Source organism: Bdellovibrionales bacterium (assembly GCA_019750295.1).
Taxonomy (GTDB): Bacteria; Bdellovibrionota; Bdellovibrionia; order Bdellovibrionales; family JAGQZY01; genus JAIEOS01.
In genome coordinates this window covers 46,696-71,624 of the sequence record JAIEOS010000026.1, presented here as the reverse complement: position 1 = coordinate 71,624, position 24,929 = coordinate 46,696, and the positions used below count along the sequence as shown (strand labels likewise).

23 protein-coding genes are annotated in these 24,929 nt (G+C 47.4%); 13 read left to right on the top strand and 10 right to left on the bottom strand.

From position 1 onward, the window contains the following. Nucleotide 1: 1 nt before the first annotated feature. Complete coding sequence (locus tag K2Q26_07005; GenBank protein MBY0315249.1) at nucleotides 2-2,614, bottom strand: adenylate/guanylate cyclase domain-containing protein; 2,613 nt, start codon at nucleotides 2,612-2,614, stop codon at nucleotides 2-4. 267 nt (nucleotides 2,615-2,881) lie between these two features. Between K2Q26_07005 and K2Q26_07000 the strand changes: the two genes are divergently transcribed. From K2Q26_07000 to K2Q26_06980, 5 genes are all read left to right on the top strand, one after another. Continuing rightward, on the top strand, nucleotides 2,882-4,645 hold the full coding sequence (locus K2Q26_07000; protein MBY0315248.1) for a hypothetical protein: 1,764 nt from the start codon (nucleotides 2,882-2,884) through the stop codon (nucleotides 4,643-4,645). A gap of 88 nt (nucleotides 4,646-4,733) precedes the next feature. Beyond that, entirely contained in the window at nucleotides 4,734-5,930 is a 1,197-nt protein-coding gene (locus K2Q26_06995) for a hypothetical protein (GenBank protein MBY0315247.1), read from the top strand. Nucleotides 5,931-5,949: 19 nt separating this feature from the next. Beyond that, complete coding sequence (locus K2Q26_06990) at nucleotides 5,950-8,445, top strand: hypothetical protein (protein MBY0315246.1); 2,496 nt, start codon at nucleotides 5,950-5,952, stop codon at nucleotides 8,443-8,445. Continuing rightward, nucleotides 8,435-8,884, top strand: a complete 450-nt coding sequence (locus K2Q26_06985) for a prepilin-type N-terminal cleavage/methylation domain-containing protein (protein ID MBY0315245.1) — start codon at nucleotides 8,435-8,437, stop codon at nucleotides 8,882-8,884. Before K2Q26_06990 ends, K2Q26_06985 begins: the two co-directional genes overlap by 11 nt. 29 nt (nucleotides 8,885-8,913) lie before the next feature. Next, nucleotides 8,914-9,882: a hypothetical protein gene (locus K2Q26_06980; protein MBY0315244.1), complete on the top strand. Its 969-nt coding sequence runs from the start codon at nucleotides 8,914-8,916 to the stop codon at nucleotides 9,880-9,882. A 2-nt stretch (nucleotides 9,883-9,884) separates the two neighbouring features. Here K2Q26_06980 and K2Q26_06975 read toward each other — a convergent pair whose 3' ends face one another. Beyond that, the gene (locus tag K2Q26_06975; protein MBY0315243.1) at nucleotides 9,885-10,304 is read right to left on the bottom strand and encodes a hypothetical protein; all 420 of its coding nucleotides are present in this window, start codon (nucleotides 10,302-10,304) and stop codon (nucleotides 9,885-9,887) included. Between the two features lie 187 nt (nucleotides 10,305-10,491). Between K2Q26_06975 and K2Q26_06970 the strand changes: the two genes are divergently transcribed. Further along, complete coding sequence (locus K2Q26_06970; protein ID MBY0315242.1) at nucleotides 10,492-11,580, top strand: agmatine deiminase family protein; 1,089 nt, start codon at nucleotides 10,492-10,494, stop codon at nucleotides 11,578-11,580. A gap of 3 nt (nucleotides 11,581-11,583) precedes the next feature. Continuing rightward, entirely contained in the window at nucleotides 11,584-12,081 is a 498-nt protein-coding gene (locus tag K2Q26_06965) for a thermonuclease family protein (protein MBY0315241.1), read from the top strand. Nucleotides 12,082-12,655: 574 nt separating this feature from the next. On the opposite strand, the gene K2Q26_06960 is transcribed toward K2Q26_06965, so the two are convergent. The 4 genes from K2Q26_06960 to lexA all read right to left on the bottom strand — a co-directional run bounded on the left by K2Q26_06960 (nucleotide 12,656) and on the right by lexA (nucleotide 18,514). Further along, nucleotides 12,656-13,615, bottom strand: coding sequence for a hypothetical protein (locus K2Q26_06960; protein MBY0315240.1), 960 nt, complete (start codon nucleotides 13,613-13,615; stop codon nucleotides 12,656-12,658). Nucleotides 13,616-13,649: 34 nt separating this feature from the next. Further along, nucleotides 13,650-16,877, bottom strand: coding sequence for a transglycosylase domain-containing protein (locus tag K2Q26_06955; protein MBY0315239.1), 3,228 nt, complete (start codon nucleotides 16,875-16,877; stop codon nucleotides 13,650-13,652). A 162-nt stretch (nucleotides 16,878-17,039) separates the two neighbouring features. Then, nucleotides 17,040-17,840 carry a M48 family metallopeptidase gene (locus K2Q26_06950; protein MBY0315238.1) on the bottom strand — a complete coding sequence of 267 codons (801 nt, stop codon included), beginning with the start codon at nucleotides 17,838-17,840 and terminating at the stop codon, nucleotides 17,040-17,042. 176 nt (nucleotides 17,841-18,016) lie between these two features. Next, nucleotides 18,017-18,514, bottom strand: a complete 498-nt coding sequence (gene lexA, locus K2Q26_06945; protein ID MBY0315237.1) for a transcriptional repressor LexA — start codon at nucleotides 18,512-18,514, stop codon at nucleotides 18,017-18,019. A gap of 187 nt (nucleotides 18,515-18,701) precedes the next feature. Between lexA and K2Q26_06940 the strand changes: the two genes are divergently transcribed. Both K2Q26_06940 and K2Q26_06935 read left to right on the top strand, forming a co-directional pair. Further along, nucleotides 18,702-18,971, top strand: coding sequence for a hypothetical protein (locus K2Q26_06940; protein MBY0315236.1), 270 nt, complete (start codon nucleotides 18,702-18,704; stop codon nucleotides 18,969-18,971). Between the two features lie 57 nt (nucleotides 18,972-19,028). Further along, nucleotides 19,029-19,322 (top strand): hypothetical protein, encoded by a 294-nt coding sequence (locus K2Q26_06935; GenBank protein MBY0315235.1) that lies wholly within the window; start codon nucleotides 19,029-19,031, stop codon nucleotides 19,320-19,322. A 13-nt stretch (nucleotides 19,323-19,335) separates the two neighbouring features. On the opposite strand, the gene K2Q26_06930 is transcribed toward K2Q26_06935, so the two are convergent. Continuing rightward, nucleotides 19,336-19,833 carry a transposase gene (locus K2Q26_06930; GenBank protein ID MBY0315234.1) on the bottom strand — a complete coding sequence of 166 codons (498 nt, stop codon included), beginning with the start codon at nucleotides 19,831-19,833 and terminating at the stop codon, nucleotides 19,336-19,338. A gap of 211 nt (nucleotides 19,834-20,044) precedes the next feature. Between K2Q26_06930 and K2Q26_06925 the strand changes: the two genes are divergently transcribed. From K2Q26_06925 to K2Q26_06915, 3 genes are read left to right on the top strand one after another with little or no spacing between them, the layout of a single operon-like run. Continuing rightward, on the top strand, nucleotides 20,045-20,437 hold the full coding sequence (locus K2Q26_06925; GenBank protein MBY0315233.1) for a helix-turn-helix domain-containing protein: 393 nt from the start codon (nucleotides 20,045-20,047) through the stop codon (nucleotides 20,435-20,437). A gap of 16 nt (nucleotides 20,438-20,453) precedes the next feature. After that, nucleotides 20,454-21,011 (top strand): DUF4423 domain-containing protein, encoded by a 558-nt coding sequence (locus K2Q26_06920; protein MBY0315232.1) that lies wholly within the window; start codon nucleotides 20,454-20,456, stop codon nucleotides 21,009-21,011. Next, a complete protein-coding gene (locus K2Q26_06915) occupies nucleotides 21,008-21,472 on the top strand; it encodes a hypothetical protein (protein ID MBY0315231.1) in 465 nt (154 codons plus the stop codon). Before K2Q26_06920 ends, K2Q26_06915 begins: the two co-directional genes overlap by 4 nt. A gap of 35 nt (nucleotides 21,473-21,507) precedes the next feature. Here the strand turns inward: K2Q26_06915 and K2Q26_06910 are convergent, their stop codons facing one another. Beyond that, entirely contained in the window at nucleotides 21,508-21,720 is a 213-nt protein-coding gene (locus tag K2Q26_06910; GenBank protein MBY0315230.1) for a hypothetical protein, read from the bottom strand. A gap of 8 nt (nucleotides 21,721-21,728) precedes the next feature. Beyond that, the gene (locus K2Q26_06905) at nucleotides 21,729-23,087 is read right to left on the bottom strand and encodes an alkaline phosphatase D family protein (GenBank protein ID MBY0315229.1); all 1,359 of its coding nucleotides are present in this window, start codon (nucleotides 23,085-23,087) and stop codon (nucleotides 21,729-21,731) included. 191 nt (nucleotides 23,088-23,278) lie between these two features. On the opposite strand from K2Q26_06905, the gene K2Q26_06900 reads away from it, so the two are divergent. After that, nucleotides 23,279-24,487, top strand: a complete 1,209-nt coding sequence (locus tag K2Q26_06900) for a hypothetical protein (protein ID MBY0315228.1) — start codon at nucleotides 23,279-23,281, stop codon at nucleotides 24,485-24,487. Here the strand turns inward: K2Q26_06900 and K2Q26_06895 are convergent. Then, nucleotides 24,484-24,921: a hypothetical protein gene (locus K2Q26_06895; GenBank protein MBY0315227.1), complete on the bottom strand. Its 438-nt coding sequence runs from the start codon at nucleotides 24,919-24,921 to the stop codon at nucleotides 24,484-24,486. The two genes, K2Q26_06900 and K2Q26_06895, sit on opposite strands and share 4 nt — an antisense overlap. Nucleotides 24,922-24,929 lie beyond the last annotated feature (8 nt).

Below are 24,929 nucleotides of genomic sequence, written 5' to 3'. Positions count from 1 at the left end.
CCTATTTGGTTTTGAGGCGGTCGACGCCGTCCCAGTCGGCGGGTGGGGGATTTTGAATGTACTCCAAACAGCGCTGCTTGTAGATCGAGGTCACTTTGTCTTGAGACTTTAGGTGTTCGGCCTGCTCGAAAATCTCCAGAGCTTTTGCGAAGTTTTGATTCATGTAAAGATGGTAGGCTTGATGGTAGAGATCTAACCATTGGTGAATTTCAGGTTTTACTTTTTCGGAAATCAGCTCGTAGGTTCGAATCGGTTGGATTTTGCCTTTGACGGCAATGCGACCCACTTCTCGAAAGCAAAAATAATTCTGAGCTTGCTCAAAGGTCGATTCGCTGACGAGGATGCGGGTCCCAAATTCTTTATTCGCCGCTTCGAGACGCGCGCCGAGATTCACCGAATCTCCGATCACGGTGTAGCTCTGAATGCTCGCAGAGCCCATGTTTCCGACGCTCATGGGTCCGGTATTGATTCCAATACCAAGATCGATCAGGGGCCAACCTCTCCGAGCAAATTCGGTTCGCAAGATCTCTAATTCTTCGAGACTCTGGAGAGCGCACCGACAGGCGTTGATTGCGTGATCCTTATCGGTGACGGGAGCTCCAAAAAAAGCCATCACGCCGTCGCCCATGTATTTATCTAAAGTTCCTTTGTTGTCAAAGATCACGCGAGTCATCGGTGTGAGGTATTCATTAAGAAATTGCGCCAACTGCCCCGGATCCATTTTTTCAGACAAGTCGGTAAAACCACGCAGATCGGAGAAAAACACCGAGAGCACTTGTTTTTTTCCACCGATTTTTAAATTCTCGTCACTCCGCAGAAGTTCGTCGACGACGGCGGGAGAAACGTATTTGGAAAAGGTTTTTTTGAGGGCTATTTTTTTTCGTTCTTCGGAAAAGTATTTAAAGATGAAGGTTGTAAAGTGCAGTCCGATGATTTCAATTAAAATCGCCAGGCTGGAGTAGGAAAGATGGAGTTTGTGAAAAACCATTCCGTCGATATAAACGAAGCCTAAAGAAAAGATCACCATACTTCCTAATGCGGGGAGCGCGCCAATAAAAGTTAAGATCAAGCTCATCAACAGGCCCAGAGCAATAATCACTCCAGGAATAATCCAGTGAGCATGTCCCAGCGGTTTTACAAAGTCCCCCTTGAGAAGATTATTCAGCACTGTGAGATGGATTTCGGGGCCGGGGTAGTTTTTATCGACAGGAGTGTTTCGCAAGTCATAAAGTGCGAGAGACGTCACGCCTGTGATGACGCTTTTGCCTTTAAAAAAATCCGATTTTTTATGTTTTTTAGCTTCGATCCGCATTTGCCCATGCTCATTGTCTTCGGCACGCGTGTAGACATAGATGAACTCATCATCCGTAGCGAGAAGGTCCTTCGCAGAAACATAGGGAAGGGTATTTGTTGGACCATAATATTTTACAATCAGTTGGCCGGAGGCATCGACAGGAATATCTTGTATTTTAACTTCGGGATCTTTCGAAGGATCTATAATCGAAAAGCTTACGATCTGTTTTATACCATTCACTTTATCAATTTTAACATCCGCGCGATAACCTTTAGCGACCAGGTATGTTTGAAGGGCGAGAGAGGGTACAAAACTTGTCCCTAATTTGTTCCCTGCACGATAGAACATGGGATAACGTCGGACTAAGCCGTCGTTGTCTAACTGAGTGACGAAACTTCCGGTATTGAGAGCCTTTTCTTGAAGTTCCGGAAAATTTCCTTGCCAATCGCCGTACTGGGGAAGCGGCAGGGAGTCGACAGAGTTCTTAAAGTTTTCGAGTTTCTCTAAGGTTGATAGCTTTGGGTCTGGAAATTTTATTTTGAGAATGTCCTCGTAGACGGGAAGAAGAGTGGGCCCGTGCTCTTTAAAGATTTCGTCTTCCGAGGTCAGCCAACGTTTACAGTAATTAAAAATTTCGGAGGTCTTCTGGGCAGTGAGAAAATTCTTTTGGTAAGCCGTCAATTCATCGACACTGAATTTGACTTTGCTTTGCAGGAAGGCGACTTCCGTTCGTTTTTTGATAAAATCAAAACTCATTTTTAAAGGTTTTGCCCATGGAATTTCGTCGTAGTCGGCACCCACATCGTCGACGACAAAGGTGGGGTTGATTTTGATCAGTTCTGACCCTCCATTGACGAGAAAGGCTTCGTTCACGCAATAATCTTGATAGGGAAGGATCTGTAATTGGTTGTTACTAAATGTTCCAAGAATCATTTTATCGGAGATCTTTTCCGTCGAGAGAGCTAGGGCTTTATCTTTTTCGGGGAAGAAGAGATCCGGCTCCGACTGAATAATATCCATTCCGATGGCAGAGACATTGTGTTTAACGAGTTCTTCTTGGAGTTGCGCCATCACATCGCGGGGCCAAGGCCAGCGACCAATTTCTCGAATGGACTCATCATCGACAGCGACAAGCACTGCCGTGGAATTGGTTTTTTCGAGGGATAAAAATTTAAATTTAATATCGTTAAAACGGTCATCAAAAGTTTGTAGCGTTTGAAAGACGCGACCGTGGCGCGCGGTCAAATAGAAGTGAGTTCCCGCTGCAAAAAGTGCAGAAAAGAAAATCCCAATAACGAAGCCGTGCCAGCGCTGATGCATAAGGATTTATCGGGAAAATCCCAGCAATTCCCCACAAAAATACATACCCCCCGAGACCAGTTTTAGTCCGGGAAGAGTCCGGCAGGTGCGCCGAGAGTCCGGCAGGTGCGCCGAAGAGTCCGGCAGGTGCGCCGATACTTTTTGAGAACCACTGCATCAAATTGATGCAGTGGTTCTCAAAAAGTATCGGCGCACCTGCCGGACTAAATTTAGTGTCTCAGATTGGGAAAAAGATCATGGAAATGGGAAAATATCCGATACGTATCCATGCCACTTATTAAATTTAGTCTTCTTTGTGTGTTCACTTTGACAATGGCTTGCACTCGCGAAAAGGGTGGGGCGTCGAAAGTTGTCTTTCAACTCCCTGATCCCCAGTCACTTCAAAAAATCTCAGATTTTTCGAGCGATGATGGTCCGGATCTCTCGGAACTCAATTGTTTTTATGTGGCAGTGGCTGGTCCCGAGCCCGAACTTTCCAACCTCCGATGCGGTCGAAAGAATTTGTTATCCGAAATGGAAATGATTCTTCAAGTCGGAATTGTCTTTGGTGGCGTTGTTCGAAGTAGCGCCACTCAGTCCATCGAAATCGAAGTCCCTAGCGGCGAAAAACGTAATTTTTATCTTTTGGCTTCAAAACAAGATGATGTTGGAAATTGCGTGGATTTTTCGCGCAACAAATCTTTTTACAAAGATGCGACGAATATGCTTTCGAAAGTATGGATCGTGGGGCGATCGGAAGGCAATAGCTTATCTGCAGGGGCGGTTCAGACCATCCCGATGGAGCTCAAAACTCATGAGAATGATTGGCTCCGTGAATGTGAAGGTTCTCCCATTCGCGAGCCGGTGCTCAATGCAAACCTTCCGTCTCATCTCGTTTTAAATAAAGTCGGCTCTCCGACAGGGCAAAAGATGCAGTGGAACACCTGCAACGCCGTGGAAGTGGAGTTGCGTAATCCTTTGGGCCAAGCACAGCCCGCAACAGCCCCGATTGTCGTTCAATTTCTGGATCGAAAAACCTTGGCGGGTGCAACTAGCGTCGATTTTACGCCTGTCGAGTCTTACGCCAGTTTTCATGACTGCGACGACCAGTTGTCCGCAGCTCAGGATTTTACGATCAGTGCAGGCACGAACAATGTCATGCGCTGGATAAGAGCTCCAGCGTCGAGCGGCTACGTCGGCACGATATATCAGATGCGGGTGCAAACCGATTCGCCAGTGGTCAAAGGCGTTGCCTTTAGGCGAGATCAAGAGACAGCTCAGTTTCAGATGTTTGAAGATTCGGCGGGAATCACGCATTTAGAAATCAATGGGCCAAGACTAGTTCTTAAAGGGCAATGCTACACGTACGATGTCAAACGGGCGAGTACATCTGGAACAGCTCACACACCAGTGGCCTTTCGAGTTTCAGGAAAAATTCAAGGAAACAAGATTGTGGCTCGTGAATACACCAGCGAAACCTGTTCGACGGAGTTAAGTGAAGCCGCTGCGGCCACAACGGCGCGCTCTCAATTTTTCGTAAAGTTCGAAATGGATTCAGGCTCCTATCCTGTGGACTTCCATTTAACTCAAGTGGAGTTTGGAATTCCGACGTCGCCGCTGGCTACAGGTTCGTTTTACGAAATCCAAGTTTTAGGGAATGACACTCGCGAGGGATTTAAGTTGAGGCTTCCTCGCATGGTGAAGCGACCAGCCTCATCTATGCAAGATTGTATTCCTGTTCGAATTCAGTCCACGAACGCTTACGGCGCGATGATTCCTTCCTCGACCACAGTCACTTCGACATGGAATTTTACAATTATAGATGTGTCACCGGGCGCAGCGTTTCCACATCCAATCCAGTTTTATAGCGACTCGACGTGCTCAACCACTTTGGCGAATGCGGTCACGATTCATCAATTCGGCGGCGGTCTTGTATTTTTAAAAATTTACGACACAGGAAGCATAGCCACGAGTCTCGGACCTCGCGAAATTCGCTTAATTCGACATCCCGACACTATCTTCGAAGACAGTCAGCCTTTTTATGTCTACTAAAAGTTGTGTTCTATTGGGGCGGTCTTTCGAAAATTTTTTGTAATCTCCTGATTGTTGGGTAGAATTGAGGAAAGACCTAGGGGGAAACGTGTCTCACTTAAAGACAATTCTAATTTCGGCTCTCATTTTGACCGGCTACACCAGCGCTCACGGTGCGGGACTTACTGTCTCTAGTAGCGGGAATGTGGGTAACCCCTTAGCGCAAGCCTCTCCGACGGGGAACAATACTCGTCTCACGACGAAAAACAGAAACATTCGTTTTCGCGCCTCCTGCTTTGGAACCAATTTGCGAGGAGTAGCGAATCCCATTTCGCCGACGTCCACCGTGATTATGCGTGGGAATATCAATGTCGGTGGTACTCCGACTGCGTTTTCTGTTTCGTTTCCCGCGATTGCAGCTCTTAAAGAAGCCGCAGGATTCGCTGGTAGCGAGGCCACGGAGCGCTCACTCAACATCGGCACTGAAGTTGTCGGATTTCCCTCAGGCACTACAGCGGGATATTCTGGAAACTACGTTTCCATTACCTTTCCTCAAACCATTGGCGCGAGTCTGGATCCGGTGACCGCAACGATCACCGAAATGGTGGACTCTCTCTCTGTGGACATCACCGGTTTCGAACAGCGCGTAGGTGTAGCTCATGCTCAGTACGCCGCTCACGATGGGCCATTGACGACGGGTCATATTAGCGTCGAGGCGTCTGCCGATGGCTCTACTTTTGATATTAGCGCGGCTTTCCCAGGGCAAGCCGGCTTTTGTGGAGGGTATTATTCTCCGCTCATGGTGTTCTTTGATCAAGAGCGACCGAAGTTTGATCAAGTCTCCCAATTTCCGTTAAAGGAAGGCTTCAATACCTATTGGCCCGAGGCGAATCATGCGGGGTACTTCATCGGCCTACCCAATAAGAATAAAAAGTTGATGGGCGGAGACGATCTCTTTGGCGATACCTTTCACTATAAAAATGGTTTTGATAAATTGGCGACCCTAGACCAAAATCGAGATGGTGTGATCGATAAAAAAGATAAAGCCTTTAAACAGTTGGTCCTATGGAAGGATAGCACAGGGAAAGGGCAGTTCTTAAGCAAAGACGTCATTCCTTTGCATCAGAAGATTTCTTCCATTAACTTAAAGTATAAGCTTTTATTTGAGGCCGTAGGTTCCGGCGCGGAATTTAGAGAAAGGTCCACTGTTGAGTACACTGAGGGGAAAGAGAAGCGTTCAGCAGAGATTGTTGACGTTTGGCTCAAAGCTATTCCAAAGCAGGTTACGAAAGTCGCTGAGAAGTAATTCTGGGAATACCATACTCATGGCGGTGATTTTCGCCGGAGTCATGGGAATTACCTTCTATGTTTTAAGTGATAAACTCATCGAGCAACGCCGATTAATGTCAGGGTTGCGCCGTAATATCACACATAGTCTCGCGTTGAAGTCGGCCACGGATTACGTCCGTTATGGACTCCGTAATCGTTGGTGTTTTGATGATGCCTTTCTTCCGGATCGAGTCGAGAACTGTGTTTCGAATTACAGTCATCCCCGCAGTTCTTTTCGTCTCCTGATGCCTCCGAGTTATGAACAAGACGCGCGTGCCGCGGCCGCAGCCTTCCCAGGCATTTTTCCAACGCTGCCACCGGCCGGTACCTCGATGAGTCTCAACAATTTTCAAATCATTACTCCTCTTACAAATTTGAGTCCTCAACATCCTTTGTTTAAAATTATGAGTACGGTCCGTGGCAAAGCGAAAAGTTTGCGAGTGACGGTGGAGCGTGAGGATGATCCCACCCTTCCGCGACCGAGTCAGGAAGTCTATGTTCGAATCACGTCGGAGTTTTTAGACGAGAGTAACGCTGTTCTCCGCAACCGTTTAGAAGCTGCTCGCGAAGTTTCTCGATATGCGGTCACGCCTCGCGAAGTGAATTATTTTAGTTTAATTTTACCTGGCAATATGTACCTCGGCCGTAGCAGTGTGAGTGCCGCTCGTGGGCATTTGGCCATTCCCGATTTGGGGAAATCGGCCCGTGGAATCACATTCGAAAGCCCTGTATTTGTGAATGGGAGTTTATTTTTAATGTCCAACGGTTTTACGCCGGCGTACTTTAATGATGAGGCAGTTCTCGGAAATGGAACGATCGCCGGAGCCACTGGTCAGCCCTACGATCCCGCAATGCTTTCAGGAAACAAGAAATTCTGGCGCGATCTGAATCTCTTCGGAGGTTTTGAAAAAGGTTTTATTACAGATTCTAAAAGAGATTCCGGATTGGATGTGTTGTCAGGTCAGGTGCCTGGTTTAGAGGTGAATAACGAGGCCATTGCTCGGTGTATCGATCAACTTCGTGGAGAATCTAATTTAAAAATGACCGAAAAGTCAGAGCTTAAAGCCAGGAACCTTACCGCCTCGGGCGGAGTTTACTCCTGGCGAACCGCATTTAGCCCCGACACGGTGTCTGGCGTGCAAAATATGTTTAAACCGCAGAGTAAAAGGATTAACGCTAGCTCGACTGATATGATTAAAAGCGATTTTGACGGGGAAGACTACAACTCTCAAAAGCATCGCCTCATTGCCACACTCGAACTGACATGGAAGCCGTTCGCTAGTAAACCCCGAGAGCGGCTCGAACTTCCATTGTACGAAGGCCAAGACGGGGCCGACCGCATCAAAACTCAGTTTAAATTGATCATGTACGACAATAAAAAACTCAAAGATCTCGAAGATGATCTCAAAGATCTCAAAAAGAAAAAGAATCCGACAGCCTCCGAAGAGCACCGCATGGATCAGCTAGAGACCGAAATTGCGTATCTCGAAAGTCTATTTGCGAACCCGCCAACGATTCAAGTTGAAGCTCGTCCTGTCGTGTTTGCTTCCGGGGCACAACCCCATTTTCGTGATTTCGAAGTCACTATTATCGGTGCAGATAAATTTAAAGATCTTGGGGGGAATCTGGAAGAGCCCACCTTAAAAATGGAAGTGATGGACTTTAGCTGCGATAAAGGAAGATGCCAGCGAGAAAACGCGGCCTACTTTAAGTTTAGAAACAGCAGTGGGAGCCTCACACTGGAAAGTAATCTGTATAAAGATGCTAATTTTGATAATGCAATCAATGCGAGCGGCATGCCGACCGAGTCTATTGATTATCGAGAGATTTTAAAAGGATGCTCCGGAGGAGAAATCGACTCTGGAGGGGTGAACCTTGATGCCATCAAAAACAATTGGGAGCAAAACTTTGCGCTCAAGGCGGAGAACTCCTGGCATTTTGCAGCGGACGCGGCGACACCCACAGATCGTTTGATTTCGTCGAACAGTCTCAACTTCGAAACGAAATCAATTATGGCGACCTGCACTATCGCTTCCTCGGTGGATTATGTCGCCGGATTTTATGTGTGTCAGCGCATCGTCATCGCTCCGCGAACCCGGCCGCTCACGATGATCGGAACATTTATTCCCACTAAAGATTTTGTGGTCGACCCCTCGGCCTTTGATGCGGGAATCCGCATGTACAGCATGCATCACCCAGAGGCGGTTGAGTTCTTACGGGCACGAAGTATTATTAAAAGAGCCGATGGATCTTCGTGCAATACCATTCCCGGTCCGCACTGGCACCCTGATCCAGGATTGCCGGTCATGGCCGATCGCATTCGATGTAGCACTCTTTATTTTATGCAAGGTTCGCCCACTAAGAATCCCGTGCGGTGGACTTCCGTAGATCCCGATTGTGCGCGAGTGAACGTGACCGATCCGGACACCACGTGCATTAAGCGACTTCGCAATTTTAATATTTTCGAACTCGAGAGAAAATATGGGATGTAAATTACTTTCAAACAACAAAGGCTTTACTCTCGTCGAAGTGATGGTCGGCGCCGGGTTGTTTATGATGGTTTTTCTAGGAGTGTTTATCGGTTCGAGTCAGATTGCGAAACTGACCAGCGAGAGCGCCACTCTTAATACCTCCGATAACATGGTCGACGCGATCATCGAAAATATTCGTCAGTCGTTTAGTACTCAGATTATTACTCTGAGTAAAGAGCGTTCGGTCGAAGGACTTTTAAACGACACTTCAAAACTTCCCATGGCATGGTCTTTAGATATAGATGCTCCAGTGGAGCAATGTAAAGAATGTCCTGGGCGCTACGGTTATGCGATTCAGTCTTTGGGATCCTATGCAGGAATGTATTTGGTCACGGTTCGCTTCACGCACCGAGATTGGGCGGGAGAAGCGCGCACCTACGAATTTATAGTGGGGCGGTGAATTTGAAAAGCAGGGGAACAAAAGCATCGATGATCAACAATAAGGGTTTCTCGATCATGGAAGTCGTGATCGCAGCTTCAATCACTGTGATTTTGGGTGGGATCGTCACCCAATCGGTGATTTCTACACAAAAAATGGCGGTTCAGCTCGAGAAAAATTTAGACTACAAAGTCGATACTCTTTTATCGGATAAGATTGCCATTAAGGATTTTAGAAACATCGCTCCCTCTCTTAATCAACTGACGATCAGAGACGACGCGGGCCACCCCTTCTTTGACTACGAGCCGGATCGGATGAGCAGTTTCTACCTCGGGCAGAGCACGATAAAGCGTGTTTTCACTCTAGGTGTTGGGGCGAAGACCGAATTCTTACTTTTAGTTCAAGATGATCGCCGGGGATTTTCAGTGTTCGCAGATCCCGTCATGGCCTACGCTGTTGGAGCACCGCCCGGGAACATATCGACTCCCGCAAGCTTAACGTTTGAGGGATTTAATCGCGGTGCTTTTTTGGCGACAAAAAACTCTCAGCTTCTCGATCCGAAGGGGCTTTTGGCCGTGGATAGCTCTGCATTTATGCCCCTGTCGTCGGCGAACCCTCGTCGGCGAGCGGCGATGTTTATCGGTTACCCTGATCCCTCAGGAAATGTCATTAAGTATGATCTTCCGGGGGGAATCTTCGACGGCGGAATCTTTAATCCTTCAGGATCGAAAACAACGATTACAACTTTGGACGAATTTCTTCGCCATCTTCCTCCACTGGGCTCCATCGGCTCTAGTGTACGCATTCAGCCGGTCAAGCTTTTAAAGTATGAGGCCGTTTGCGATGGAACAAAGTGCACATTCTCGCGATCCGAACTCACCGGAAACTCTGGGGTCTTCGATAAGAAAATTGTCATGAACACTTTGGCAAAAACGATGTCCATTATCCGCGACGATATTGGTACAACGGTGTTCCGCATCGAATTCACTAAACCGCCGCGCGAATATAAGAAAAAATAGATTTATTTTTGAAGAAGTTTATTTATGTCTTCGACAAGGTCATGATAGAAATCATCTTCTCGAATCTTAACACTCACATTGGGCTTTCCATCGAGCTTCTCTTTGACTCTGAGATGAATGTTGTAGATCGGGCCGCAAATTTTTGTAGTGAACGACCGAAAAAACCAGTATCCAAAGCCGAGCGCAAAAAGAATGAGTCCCAAAAATCCTAGGATCACAACGCCTAAGTTTTGAGAGACGTTGTGGATCACCATGTTGAGAACGGTGGCATCCCCCGATTCCACGGCCACGGCCATAAGGATAAAAAACAAACAGGCCACCGTCATGGATAAGCTGATCAACCAGAAGGCGATTAAAAACTTGATAAAAGAGTTTTGCACGTCGGGTCTGATGTAGATCTTGGATCGGCGATTGATATTCATACAATTATCTTTGACCTGAGACGCCGAGCCGTCAAGCCGTAAAACGGCCGAGAGAGCCATATGCTCAGTTTCTTCGCACACAAAATTACAGACCGTTTAAGATTGGAACGGGGAGCAAATGAATCTATTTCCCATTCGGCGTCTTGGGGGTCTAAGCTATTTTGTATCTCAATATAGGGGGGAAACTATGAGAGTACTTTTAACGAGCTTAATTCTACTAACAGCTCAATCTCTTTGGGCTCAACAGCTGCCAGTTCACGGACCGAGCGATGAGCAGATCGAAATGATGGCTCAACACAACTCACAAGCGGCACGGTCGTCGCAGCCGGGTCCAGTGGGGTATCGTGCCGACAACGTTCAGCCTTTTTTTGAATACGGTAAAACGGGCTACATCGTTATGAGTGACGATGACTATTACGGTGTCGCAAAAGCCATGAAGCAAATCGTCGCCTCCAACTTGCCAAGCGATGTCCAGTTGATCGTTTATACCCAATCTGGCGATAAGAATTACCAAAAGAGTTTAGTGCAAAAATATTCACAGTTTATTCCTCAAGAAAGACTTCATGTTTTGCAGGTTCCCGTGAGTGGTTCCAATGACTTTTGGTCTCGCGACAACTTGCCAATGCCTATATGGGAAGACGGTAAGTTTGCTCTTTCAAATGCGCGCTATTATTACAACTTTGAGCCGGATGCTTACTTTAAACAGTTGTTTGGCGTGAACATGTTTTCGCACAATTATTTTTACGAGGGCGGAAACTTTGGAGTGAATAGTCGGGGGGATTGCCTTTTGGTCAACCGTAAAAAATCTTATCCCGGTGGTGTCTCTGATACGGCGGCTATTCCCGATGATATATTCAAAAATATGTACGGTTGCAAAACAGTCACTCGCTTTAAACACTTAAAGGGGATTGGTCACACGGATGAAGTCATTAAATTCTTAACTGATGACGATGTGATTACGGATGAAGAGTCTTACGTGGCTAAGCTTGAGCAAATGGGTTTTAAAGTTCATTTAGTGCCCGAGCCGGATCTCAACTACGAAACGTATATCAACTCGATCATAGTCGACGATACGGCCTTTGTTCCTGTGTTTGGTGAAAAGAATGATCAAAAGGTGATTGATCTTTATAAGTCGTTTGGTTACAAAGTGGTAACGGTTCCTTCACGCCAGTTAGCGACGCAAGGTCAGGGCGGTATTCATTGCATCACTATGAACTATCCCCCAATGCCTTTTGCGAATTTAGTTCGCGGTATGAACGCGACGGTGATTCACTAGGAAATGGTGGGATTATTTTTTAATCTCATCCTGGTTTTGGCAGCGGCGGAAACGCCCTGCCAACACGATGATTCCACTTTCCGTTGTGTGAAATATATCAAGAATTACGACGGTGACACGCTCACGTTCGACATTCCTAATGTCCCAGCCATTATTGGTCGAAAAATTAATGTTCGCGTGGCTGATCTTGACACTCCCGAAATGAAGGGGAAATTGCCTTGCGAAAAGCAAGCGGCGAGAACCGCACAAAAACTCATCGAAAATCTATTGAAAAATGCAAAGCAAGTTCACTTAGAAAACGTGGAGCGTGACAAGTATTTCCGAATCCTCGCCACAGTCATCGTCGATGGCCGATCCCTCAAGGACATATTGATGAAAAACAACCTGGCCTACACCTACCACGGCGAAACCAAACAAAAACTCGACTGGTGCGCCAAGCTCCGACTACCCGCGGACACCAAAGAGCCCCTAGTGCCCTTCGCGAAGAAGCCCCTCGAATAGCAGCCCCCATCTGCCGCGCAATAGGTCTCTGCACACCGAATCCCTATACCCCATCACAACTCGAGTGAACGGCCGATAATCCCAAAACTTTCGACCCGACAAATTCTTATTCCATCGATTCACACCACTGACAGCCATCGCAACCGCCGCCGTCACCGCGCGGATGAACTTATAATACCCATATCGATTGGAAAGCTTAATTTGAAGACAGGGAGTTTTATGGGGTGAGTAATTTGCCGTTTTCTCTTCTGGAACAGCAGGGATTATTTGTTCTCGATCTGTCCATCCGTGGAGGCCTTCCGCGCGGGGCGTCCTCGCCCCTTGGGCTTTGGTTTGTGTGGGAATTTGTTTTTTTTTGATAAAAATGAAAATAGAAACAACGGTTTAATTCGGCTTGGCTGGACGCCAAGACGACAACGCTCTCATGGATGGAAAGATTGTCACAAACTCTTCACTCGAGGTATCACGGATTATCTGTGCAGACCGCAACCGCAAATGTCTTGTAGAGGTTATGTCCTCGATGGACGACGGTATCCCTCCCTGGCGAGCGGGCTCGCGCAGGGAAAGAAATTTTTTACTTGAGGGTCATCATGAGAGTTTTAGTCAGGTCGCGGGTGTAAGGTCCAAAGCCTTTTTCGGGTCCGCGAGAGCCTCTGATGATGCTGGTGCCGGAAATGATGTCGTTAATACGGATCGGAGACATGGCTTCCATCTTTTTGATCATTTTGTCTTTGAGTCCGATCGCGTAGATGGCAGTGACAATCGAAGTTCCTGGACGTGTTGGATTGTCTTGGACCACGGTAACCACTTTCCCATATTCAAAATAGTCGCTCGCGTAGAAAGTGGTTTGAATCACGCCGGCTTGCGCAGGTGTGGGAATTCCGGTGACGCGTTTTAAGATTTCTCCGTTCTGACCGGTGAGATGGGCGGGAGTCATTGTCGAGGCTTCGAGTTGCATGTCTACGTGTCCCTGATGGGGTTCGCTATCTGAAGTCTTCTTAAGATTATATCCTGCGATCACGCCGCGAACAATGATGCTGAAGTTAAAACGCATCTGCACACAGAGAACATTTCCCGAGCACCATTTACGAGCGGGATCATTGATGTATCCCCATTTTTCTGCTTTTGCAGGATCTTCCGAAACCACTTGGGCTGTTGTGATGACCTTGTGGTCCACGAATGCGGGTTCTGCGGCCTTGATGGCCTGGAGATTTAAGATATGGTTAAAAGTAATCTGATTTGCTGGCTTGTTCACAATAAATTTATTGCGAGACACATACATGCGAATCACGTATTCGTTGGATCCATCCTCTAAAACCGCTTTCTTTGTTTTCTGCTGAACAAAGCCAGGGTAGCGATTGAGAAGTGCGCCTTCTTCCGGCGAAGCTCGCATCCAATCATTAAAGTTAACGATCTTTTCGGACTGGTAAACCACTCCGGGTTCGAGTCTATCGTTGGGCGTGTTGAAGTCTTGCGCCAACACGGGGGCCGCGAAAAGTAAAATCGCAGCGGTACATATATTTATTAGTGACATTGTTCTCTCCTCTTAAAAAAATCGATTCAAAAAATTATCTTAGGCCTGGGCCCCAAACTCTCTCGTTTTGTTGAGAGGGGTAGTAACGTTCGGCCGGTTGCGAAGGATTGTATCTTCGCCGACGCCGATCGGTCTCAGGTTCCGAGAAATCGGGCTCTTCATTGCGTGGGAAGAAAGGATACGACGGATCCTGTCGTCGCATTCGACGTTGAGGCGGCGGCTCACGACGGAATTGCGGTTCCGGTGCGAACGGGGAGTCCTCTTCTTCATCAACGGATGGAAAGCCTCGGCGAGATGTCGGTGGCTCGTCAAATCCCGGAACAGAATACTGTCCGACGATCTGCAAGTTGGTGTTGTAGAAATCTTTTCCTCCGCGAGCGATGCTCTCGGGGGCCACGCGGAAGGTCTCAAGAAATCCACCGGAGCCTGGCGAAAGCACCGCGCCGGATCTTTGATCGATCGGATATTGAACCAAATATTTATCAACCTCTTGGTCGGTAAAACGCAGCGGTGTTTTTTTATTCAGAATATCCCAAGATTTGGTAATGATGCTTTCGACGATGGGGGCCGCATAAGTTCCACCGGTCGCGCGACTTCCCAAAGTTTGTTGTTGATCGTAACCAATCCAAACGATGACGGTCACCTCATTGGTAAATCCCGCGAAGAGAACGTCGCGGTTGTTGGAAGACGTTCCCGTTTTACCCGCCATAAATTCGCCATGTCTCTTGAGTTGAGCGGCCGTTCCGCGCAGAACAGTTCCCTGAAGAATTGCTTTCAGCTGGTAAGCCGAAGCACGGTTGTTCATTTGCTCCGTCGGGTTGGCTCCTGGAGGCGGCAGTAGAGGATTTTGAACATGAGGATTGGTGAAAACAACAGCTCCGTTTTTCTCCACGCGATCGACTAAACGAATTTTGGGACGGAAGCCGCCATTGGCAATCGCGGCATAAGCCCCAGCCAAATCCGGTAGACGAGTGGGGGCCGTACCGAGCAGGCTCGACCACGATGAGTACTGAGTTTTATAATTCCGAAGGCCACGTTCGTTGCCCTTGTAGAGAGCTTGAAGTTCGGGACTGTTTTCAATTTGTGCATAATTATAGATGCCCATATCTTGCCAAACTTTACGGATGTACTCGAAGCTTTCTTCGCGAGTGTTACCGAGATGGTCTAGCCAGCGCGCCGTTGGAATATTTTTCGACTGCTCCAGAGCGGAACGCATGGTGATCGGACCCGACGAGTCGCCCGCATAGTTTTTTGGAGACCAGTCTCTTCCGGGAAGTTGAAAAACTTGGCGAGAGTTGTAAACGAGAGTGTTGGGCTGAAAGCCTTTTTGCAAAGCTGCAAGAAATACGAAAGGCTTTACGGTTGAACCCGCCTGTCGCCAAGGAGCCGCAAAGGCCGAGGCGCGATTGACTTCGTTAACCGCGTAAGAAAATCCACCCACCATCGAGAGGACACGTCCCGTGGCGTTTTCAATCACGATCGCCGCCCCTTGAACTTTAGGGCGAGTTCGTAGGTCTGCCATTTTTCCGTTGTCTTGAACGCGCACATAAATCAGGTCCCACAACTTAAGGCTTGAGACATTGGTGCTTAAAGGCATCTCTCGTCCGTCTTTTAAACCCACCATAATGCGGCGGCCTTCAAGGCGAGTGACGACGGCGAGATCCCATTGAACATCAATGAGAGGCTTAGCCACTCTTTGCATGATTTCGCGCCAAGGCTTTTGCGTTTCCGCAATGGGAAGCTCGGGAGGTGGAGCGGGGGCGCGACGACGTTGACGATTTTGTCGGCGAGTTCCCGTGCGAGCGGCGGCGAGTTCCACACCCACCGAGCCCACTGTGAACGCCGCATTCGTCACGGCCGGAGATTGATGAGGCGTCAAAAGAGCATTGTTCACTCGAGGAGCGGGCGCCGGAGGATTGACGAGTTTTTCGATATTCCCTTCCGGCTTTTCGAAGGAAGCGCGATTTAAACTGCGTTCGAAATTCCAAATTCCCTCTTGAACCGCAAACTCAGTGGCCTTTTGAAGATCAGGTTGAATCGTCGAGTAGACTTTATAGTTTTCGGCGAAGATGTCGATTTTTGCTTCCTGCATAAGATATCGACGCGCATCCGAGATGAAGTAAAGGGAAGATTTAGCTCTGGGGTTTTCGTAAGGAGCTAAGTTGGCCGGTTCGGCGATCGCCGCTGTATATTGGTCATTGGTGATATACTTCTCTGAGAGCATCGTTCTTAAAACTTCATTACGTCGTTTAACGGCCTCATCGCCGCTCGAAGACAGATTATATTTATTGGGCTTATGTGTAAGACCCGCAAGATAGGCCCCCTGCGCGAGCGTGACGTCTTTGATTGAGCGACCGAAATAAGTTTTTGCGGCCATATCTACGCCCCAAGAGGAGCGACCGAGATAGATATAGTTAAGATAAAGAGCTAAAATTTCGTCTTTCGATAAGACCTTCATCTTATCGAGTTTTACGGCCATGATCATCTCGCGAATTTTTCGCTGATAATTATATTCGTCTCCGACCACTAAATTTTTGACCACTTGTTGAGTGATCGTCGATCCGCCTTCAGGGCGACCCGAGGCCGACATATTCGTCATAAACGCTCGCAAAAGTCCGATCTCATCAACTCCACCGTGTTGGTAAAAGCGACGATCCTCGATAGAGACAAAGGCTTTTTTGACGTGATCGGGAATTTCACCGTAGTTCACAGTGCTGCGACGACCTTCGGTGGCATAAACTTCGGTATAAAATTTTCCGTTCACATCCATCAGTGTGGAGGACTGACTTAACCGCTTGTTTTTTAGCTCCTGGAGTTTTGTTTCAGGAGGAAGATCTTTGATGGCATCGTTGTAAAAATCAATGGCCTGTGCAATGGGCGCTAGGGAATTCGTCATTTGGCGAGCTTTACAGACTTCGAGATAAATATCTTTCGCTTCCTTAACGTCGACGCCTTTCAGAATTTCTGTGCTCTTGTCGGAAATCTTAGCGTTTTCGATCAACTGCGAGAGCGCCACTTCGAGACTGTTTTCATCCGTTTTATTCGGATCGTTCGGGTCGTTGTCGAGAGCAGAGAGATCCATTCCCGCCACGTCTTTAAAGCGATCCATGAGGAGTTTACAGCCGTTGTGCATGTGACCGACGGCAATGGCTCGCTCAGTATCTTTATTGATAGGAGTTGTTCGAATAGTCGCGGGATTATTGAGTTGTCCCACGGTTAACAATACAGCTAAAGCTTTTACAAGAATTCCGACGTCCGTCATTTTTCCTCACACGAATTATGAGGTACATATATCAAACAACAGAGAGGGGGACCATGTTAGTGAACCCCAAGGATAGTATCTTCACGAGTGTGCAAAAAGTTGACACTTCCGAGGAGAAATTGGTTCCACAGCGGAACTTCTTTCGTCCACAATTCGTCGATTTTAAATGCCCGCGCCGATTCCAAATTTTTGCGGAGACTGTTGATACACCTGCTGAGCTTGAGGGAGCCAGCTTCTCAAGTTGTCGCGGCGGCGTTCGTCCGAAGGATGCGTGGACATAAACTCGGGAGGACCACCGCCTTTTTTAGAAGCGGCCATTCGATTCCAAACTTCAATGGCTTCGGCGGGATCATATCCGGCGCGGGCCATATAAATTTGACCCGCTTTATCGGCATCACTTTCATCGGCGCGACCGTATTTACGGTCGAAGAAAACGATGGCAAGTCCGGCGGCAGCCCCGCCGAGTCCCGTGAGGTTTTTGCAGAGAGGACTTTTGCAAAATAACTGTCCACCGACCACTGCGGCTCCGCCGATAATTAATCCGGCAAGATTTCCTTTGATGGCGCGAGCGTATCTCTCTTTACCGTGGCGAAGAGTGGCGTGCGCCACTTCGTGACCCATTACCGCCGCGAGAGCGCCCTCGGTTTTAAGCACGGGCATAATTCCGGTGTAAACTGCCATTTTACCGCCGGGCATACACCATGCGTTCACTTCTGGGCTATCGATTAAAATATATTCCCACTGAAAATTTTCGCCCGACGCCGCTGCGATTCTTTGTGACACGCGCTGAACCATCTGGGTCCATTCGCGATTGTTCGACATTTTCGATTTCGCTTTGACCTCTTGGTAGGCTTTCGCCGCTTCGGCATTGATTTCGGCTTCTGTAGGACCTTTTGTAAGAGTCGAGCAGCCGGCGAGAGAAAGTGAGAGAAGTAGAATTGCAGTTATAAATTGTCTAGTCATAGACTTAGTTATAGCACCGCAATTGATAGAGTCAAAAGCCGAAAATTTGGGCAAAAAAAGAGGGGCCGGAGCCCCTATAAAGTGCCACCGACCGTCGAGAAAATTAAAGAAGTGTGACAACAACGTTAAGGAGGAAGAGTTCGCTCCATCACCCCTTTAATTTTCTCGCTCGACGATCAATAGCGGCGAATCACTCCGGTGAGCACGCCTAAAATTTCAAATTGGGATGAGGGCTGCACGCGGATAGGACTATAATTTTTATTGGCCGCATGAAGTTCAATGCCCTCGCTTTTTTTATAAAACCTCTTCAGCGTTGCATTGTTATCAATGATCGCGACCACGATATCTCCATTATTCGCATGCTTCTGCTTTTGAATAATGACGTAGTCGCCATCAGAGATGTTTTCATCAACCATGGAGTCCCCCTTCACCTTGAGGGCGAAGGAGGGAGCTCCTCGACGAACCATTGATTTGGGAATCTCAATGTACTCACTCGACTCTACCGCTTCGATGGGAAAGCCCGCGGCCACTCGTCCCAACAGGGGGATGTGGGAGGTGTCGCCGATGACATGCGAAGTGGGAATAAGGTCGACCTTAGAGATCGCCGGGTTGATAAAACGGATCACTTTATTTTTTGTCTTAAGTTCTTTGGGGTCTAAAAATATTTTCTTCATGGAATCCCCTATACAAACACCTATACGAATTTGTATAGGGTTTTGTATAGGACTGGACCAAGGCAGCGAAATTTAATTTCGTCCCGTTATATTCGACTTAAAATCAAAGTAGAGGCTTTGCACAGGAACTCATCAGATCCCTCGTTTTTACTTTGGCTCTTGAGCGAACCCAAGTATTGTGAAGAGCATGACTTTGACCGACTATTTTCAGAATTTGATCGAACGGGTGGAATCCTCGACGGAAATCACTAACGCCGGGAAAGATGATGCGGGCTTTTATAAACCCCGAAAAACAATTCTTTTGCAAAAACTAAATCTGCTGAAAGATCTCCACGAGAAACCGACGGCCAAGGCTATGGTCAAAACCGCTTGGAACTATGTCGTGGAAGAGATCCCACCGGAATGGCTAGTTTTGCCCAACGACCTTAAGAGCGAGCTTCGGAAAATTCTCAACTGAACTAGAAATCCCAGAGTTTTTTGGGTATTCTTAGAAGATCATAATCTTAGAGGTGATATGCGACGGTTGTCTGTTCTCTGCTTTCTGCTGATTTCCTTCTGGGCGAGTTATGGGTTAGCCACTTCCCAGTGTTACTTCGAAAAAGTTTATAGATATTACGGGACGGATCCTTTGTTCCAGCCAGCGGGCGGGAAGAAGGAGTACTCGGGCTGTCGTCGACGAATCGGTGGGACGACGGTATTTTTCACGGCCAAACAGGTGGCTATGGAGGACTGCGCCAAGGTCTGCGAAAAACCTTTATCAGAGGCGGAGAGCTCCGCCCAGCATGGATCAGAGAAAAAAGGTCACTAGCTTTGCGGCAGGCCTAAATCTCCTTGGGAGACTCGGTAAATTCTGGAAGCTCGGGAGGCTTCTGCCCAGAGTTTTCCAAGGCATTTGGATTTCGAAACTGAATGGGAAGAGAGTTTTGCCCATGACGATCCACAAAGCGAACTAAAGTGGCATCACCGGCGGCCTGAGCTCCCGAAACGTAAAGGTACATATCAAACAGCACTCTCTCGGCGACAAGCTCAAGAGCCCCATCTTTATAACTCCATTGACCAAAACCATTCCCGAGTTTATCCACTTCGTAATAGAATTTATTGTTATCATATAAAGCAAAGCGCATCGGGTATTTAGCGTCGGTTTCTAAAAGTTTTACTTGAGCTATTTTCGCTGGGGCTTGGGCAAATTCGGCGGAAGGATTCACAAAACGATTATAAAACGCCGCCTCGCGCGGATGGGCCACAAAATCATCGCGCTTTTGCGAGCATCCCACAGCTGTGGCCAGAACAATCAAACCGAGTAGACATCGAGAAATCATAAAAACCCCCTCAGAACTGTCTTTAAAATCTCATAGTTTACGGCGTGACGTCTACTCCCAAATTCTGAGCGAAATGAGGAGATTTGATCTGATTTTCCGGGCGGCCGGCGGCGAGAGACTCGTTGGGTCGGAGCGCCGTATTTGGCCATATATTAACAAATATGTTAATCGTGCTGACATTGACGCCCAACCTTTGCTAGAACGATGTCCTATGAAGATACGAGATTCTGTCAATGCAGTGATGGCCTTAAAAAAAGTGACGAAGCGAGATCTCGCCGAAGGTTTAAACCTTCCGTGGAATACGGTGAACCGTTATCTTACCGGACAAAACGAGATCTCTGCGGATAAGTTTGTCCGGATTCTGTTATTCCTAGGGATTGATATCCAGGAGACACTGAATCAAGTCATTAAAAACATGCTTAATAAAGAAAAAGTAAATAATAAAAATTTACAGTCCCTGAATTATGTCCTAGATTCTTTGGACGAAATCGATCGCAAGGTTCACCTTGACGATCTGATTGTTTCGGCCAGGAAGAAATACCGAGTTCGACCTGACCCGGAACTGCAAACCGCGATTAGGGATCTTCGCGAGTTTACAAAATAACCTGTGGAGGGTTTCGATGTTGATCGATGAATTAAAGGGTGGGGTCGGGCAAAACGTTGTCGAACTTCAAACGGGTCGCAGGGATTTTGAGACCTACGCCAAGGCGAATTTGCCTCGGAAAATCGAAGCGCTATTAGATCATAAAGACTTCCAGTCCAAGCTCAGCTGGATCGCCAAGCAAGTGGACGCTTCGCTGGACGAGGCTCAAGATGCTTTGGATCTCCTGGAAGGTCTCGGAATTATTTCTTGGGATAACGGCCGGATCGTTAAAAAAATCGAGCATGTGGCTATTGATCAGATGGCGAAAATGCGAACCCGTTCTCATCGCGTGAATGATCATCGGATTATATCTCATCAATTACTGAATGATATCGACGGGCAGGATGAATTTTTTGTGAGAAATGGATTCACGTGCACCGACGAAGTGACCATGCGCGCTTTCTACGAAAAAATTCGCGAAGTGGAGCAGTGGTTTATCGAAGCTTCTCGTCACAGTCAGAAGACGCTGGTGGCGGGCTACTCTCTCACGGGCACAAATACTTTAAAATCCGAAAATGAAGGAGATTTCCTATGAAAACTTTAGCCGCGCTTCTAATTTTATTATCGACAGTCTCTGTACAAGCGGGAAGTAGTGATGGTGGGTATGGAAAACCGGGCGCCGTGAGTTACACCCCTGGAACTCCACCGTCAAAAGGCGGTTCACGAGCGATCCAACTGAACTTGAGCTCCTCCACTTTGGACGCATTCTTAAAAGTATCTCCGCTTTCAAAACTCGTCAGCACCAGTGATGGGGGTTATGGAAAAGGAACAAAAGTTTCTTTAACAGCGCTCGAGGGTGCGAAAAGTGTTCGAGTTCTCGGTGACTTGTCCAGTGGAGAGATTGCGTTTATCATTGTGGACAAAAATCAAAACGAAGATGCCTTCGTGATTGCGCCCGATGCGATTTCCATGGTTGAAAAATCCGTAGCCGAAGCTCTTCGGCAATCGATTCAAAGTCAGGGACAAGTGGTTGTGATCGCGGGCATCGCGATCTAAAAGTGCGATCTCAACGGAACGGGCACTGAGCCCGTTTAATCTTTTTTACTGAGCGGCTTGTTCACGTCGCTCATCTCTTTAAAAAGCTGAATGTCTTCGGATGAGCTTCCGCTCTGGTGCTCTTTTAAAGCTTTCTGTGCGTTATCGCCAGTGATGCCGACCCATTCCGGGTAGAAGATCATCAGTCCCACATAGGAAAGCAGTGAGCCCCCGACGAACAATGGAATTAAAATGTAAATGAGGGTCATACGGAGTCCTATCGTTTCACTTCTAGAGTTTCGGAGAAATAAGCCATCGGGGCAAGTCCTAGCGTATCGATCTGTAACTGAGTGCTGTTCGCCTTCGCCGTGGCCGAGATGACCATAAAATTATAATCCAATGCCATTTTCCCTGGAATTCTTAAGGGATTATCCCAGCCGCGCCCATTGTAAGAGTGCATGGCGCTGGAGGTGATCTCGTAGGTCTGAAAACCAAAACTCTCTAGAGGAGTTTTCATGATTTCCGAAAAATGCACATCTCCAGTGAGGAAAACAAATGGGGTTTTAATGGCGGAGAGATCTTTTTTGAGCTGATCAAAATGGAGCGGATGGTTTTCCTGGAGAGATTCTTTAAATCCTAAAGCTTTACCGCTATTGACTTGGTTGCCATTGACAATCCAGCTGAATTTATTTTCGCGCAGTTGCTTGAGGAGCCAATCGTGTTGCGCTTTCCCCCAATGTCCATAGGCTTCTTTTGTTTTTTGATCTTTATTCGGCTGCCGAAAATAGCGATCGTCCATAAAAATAAATTGCTGATTGTAGCCTTTAAAAACACTGGCGACGCCAAGGCCTGCTGGTTGCCAAGTGCCATCATCAAGCTTTTCGCCTTGGAAAACCGCGCTAAAGAGTTTAAGTGCCGCAGCTTTTGATTTCGTGTCTCGATTTCCGTCGTTGGTTCCGAAGTCATGATCATCCCACGTCGCAAAAACGGGAACCAATTGTTTCTGATGGTAGAAGGGGAGACGAGTCAAAGTTTGAGAGTAGCGGTACCAAAGATCTTTGGCCGTGGCCTTCTGGCGGTCGACGAAGCCGAAGCTATCCACGTACACCGTGTCGCCCGAGAAAATTACAAAATCGACATTTTGTTTTTCGAACTTAGACCACATGGCATCGATATCGGGTTGAAACTTCCACTCATCGGACATGCAGGACGTGACCGCGAATTTGGGTGTGGGCTCGGTCAGATCGAGAGTTTTAAAATTTCTCTGATCGACGATGTAGGGTTTATCTTTATAGGTGTCGTGAATCGTTAAAGTGTATTTGGTCTTGGGGGATAGATTTTTGAGATGAAATTTTTCGATCTTATAGTAGCTCGACGGTTCCGTGACGGTGGCGTAGGGAGTGATTTTGGTGACTTGATCGTTGACGGAGAATTCGTAGGTGTACTTTTTAAGATGCGGAACCAGGATGTTGATGAGAGTTTCTTTGTCCGACGTGGGACCTTGGACGATGGGGAGATAGCCCGAGCGAAACTCTTGAGGGGACGCCCCCGTAGGCGTTTTATCAAACTCCGCCGGCTTGGTCGAACAATGAACCAGCGACATGAAGACAACAATAGCACTCACAAATTTGATCATAGGCTCCTCATTTTTAAGGAGAATTTCCAAGATTTCAGAGGGGAAGTCAAAGGTTCCAGCTCCCTGCGTGCATTTATCCACATGTGGATAAATGCACGCAGGGAGCTGGAACCTTTGCAGATAGCTACGGGCGTCAGATGTGGATTCGGCTGATTTTTAGGCTACGCTGATGGGACAAAAGGGGAGGGAGTATGAAAACTCTAATTAATCTAAGTGTATTGGTTCTCGCATTGAGTGCGTTTGCGCGCGTGGATTCTAGCGCGATCTCACTGGATGGTTTCTATGAAATTTCGGGAACCACGTCGAATTATAAAATTAAAAATAGTGATGGGTGGGTCGATTTTAGCTTGGTCATTCCCGCAATGAACGCCGAAGAACTCATGAACTTCGATATGGCGAAAATCATGAGCCCGGTGTCCGATACGATCAGTGTTTTGGGAAAAAGTTTCCAAGTTCCTAGCAATCTCAGTTTACCGAAGCAAACGGAATCGTACTTTCTTTCGTTCACCTTAGAGAAACTTAAATACCGCTCTTATTTACAAGAGGTCGGTAACTATAATATGTACGCCTTGCAAGGTCAGTTTCCTTTGAAAGATGCGGTCAGTGGTTTCCAAAACGGAAAATCGATCTTCGAGATGGTCAACTTATTTAAATTTTACAGCGGAGGCGCAAAATCCGTCGAAGTGAAAGATGCGGTGAAAGATGTAGATCTCGCCATCGATGCTTTTAAATTTGACCAGCAGATTTCTGTCACGGCACCTCAATACAAAGCCAATAAGGTGATGCTGGCGCTTTCTCTCTTTAAGGAGAACAACGAATTTTATCCATCGGACATGAAACAAGTTCTATCGACCAAGTCAGCGAAGCTTGCGGCACGTGCTGGGAGCGAAAACTATGTTCTCTCGATTTTAATGAATAACTCACAACAAAGAATGAGCGATCATTTTGACGGGGATTTTGCGAGAAGTATTTCCGAGTCTGCGCGCGCCGGAGTGGATCTCAATCAAATGAGCTATGCACTCTCTCCAGCGTCGCAACAAAACCCTCAGTTTTTAAATCCAATTCCCGCTCCCCAGTTTAATAAAGCCACCTCTCTGGTGAAGGGAGTTCCTCCTACGGCGATTTCGGGAGTTGTGCCTTACGCGACGGTATTGATGCTCACCGAAGTGCAAACCGGTGGAAGCGAAAGTGTTCCCGTCGATGTGAAGCGCGTGCTGTGGATGACGACGGCGATCGGTTGGGTTGCGGATATCACGGTGCCATCAGAAGTGCTGGCTCTCATTCAGTCTGAGAAATACGCATGGGAGCTTCTGTATCTCGGGGCGGCTCAGGGCGAGGCTCAGCCGAATTTGGATTGGACTCCCGTTACGCATGTCACGCGCAATACGTTAAAATTCTAGGCTATTTTTTGACGAATCTCGCGAGCGAGCTGACGAAGCTCAGTTTGCTCGCCCGGCCGATGAGCCACTAAAACTTTTCGGCCCAAACTGTCTCGTAAATAAAGTGCCTCTCCGGTTTTTTCATTTTTTTCGTCGTAGCGCTCATCGTGCACATCAATGGCATGGATGTCTGACCAATGCCATCTTTGAGATTTGAGATACGGAAAGCGGTGAAGAACTAAGTGATCATCGTTATAACTCAAGCGCAGATTGCGACGAATCAGCAGGAAAACGAACGTGGCTGTAAAAACGAAAGCAAGTCCAAGGGTGATCATGGCTGCGCCCGCGCGCCCTTGTTGGATCAAGAAATAGGATGAGAGTGTGGTTAAAAAAATCCCACCCAGCAAAAGATTAAAGTTGAGAGTTGAGTTCCAGTAAGAAGAGATCGTTTTCATCAGAATTT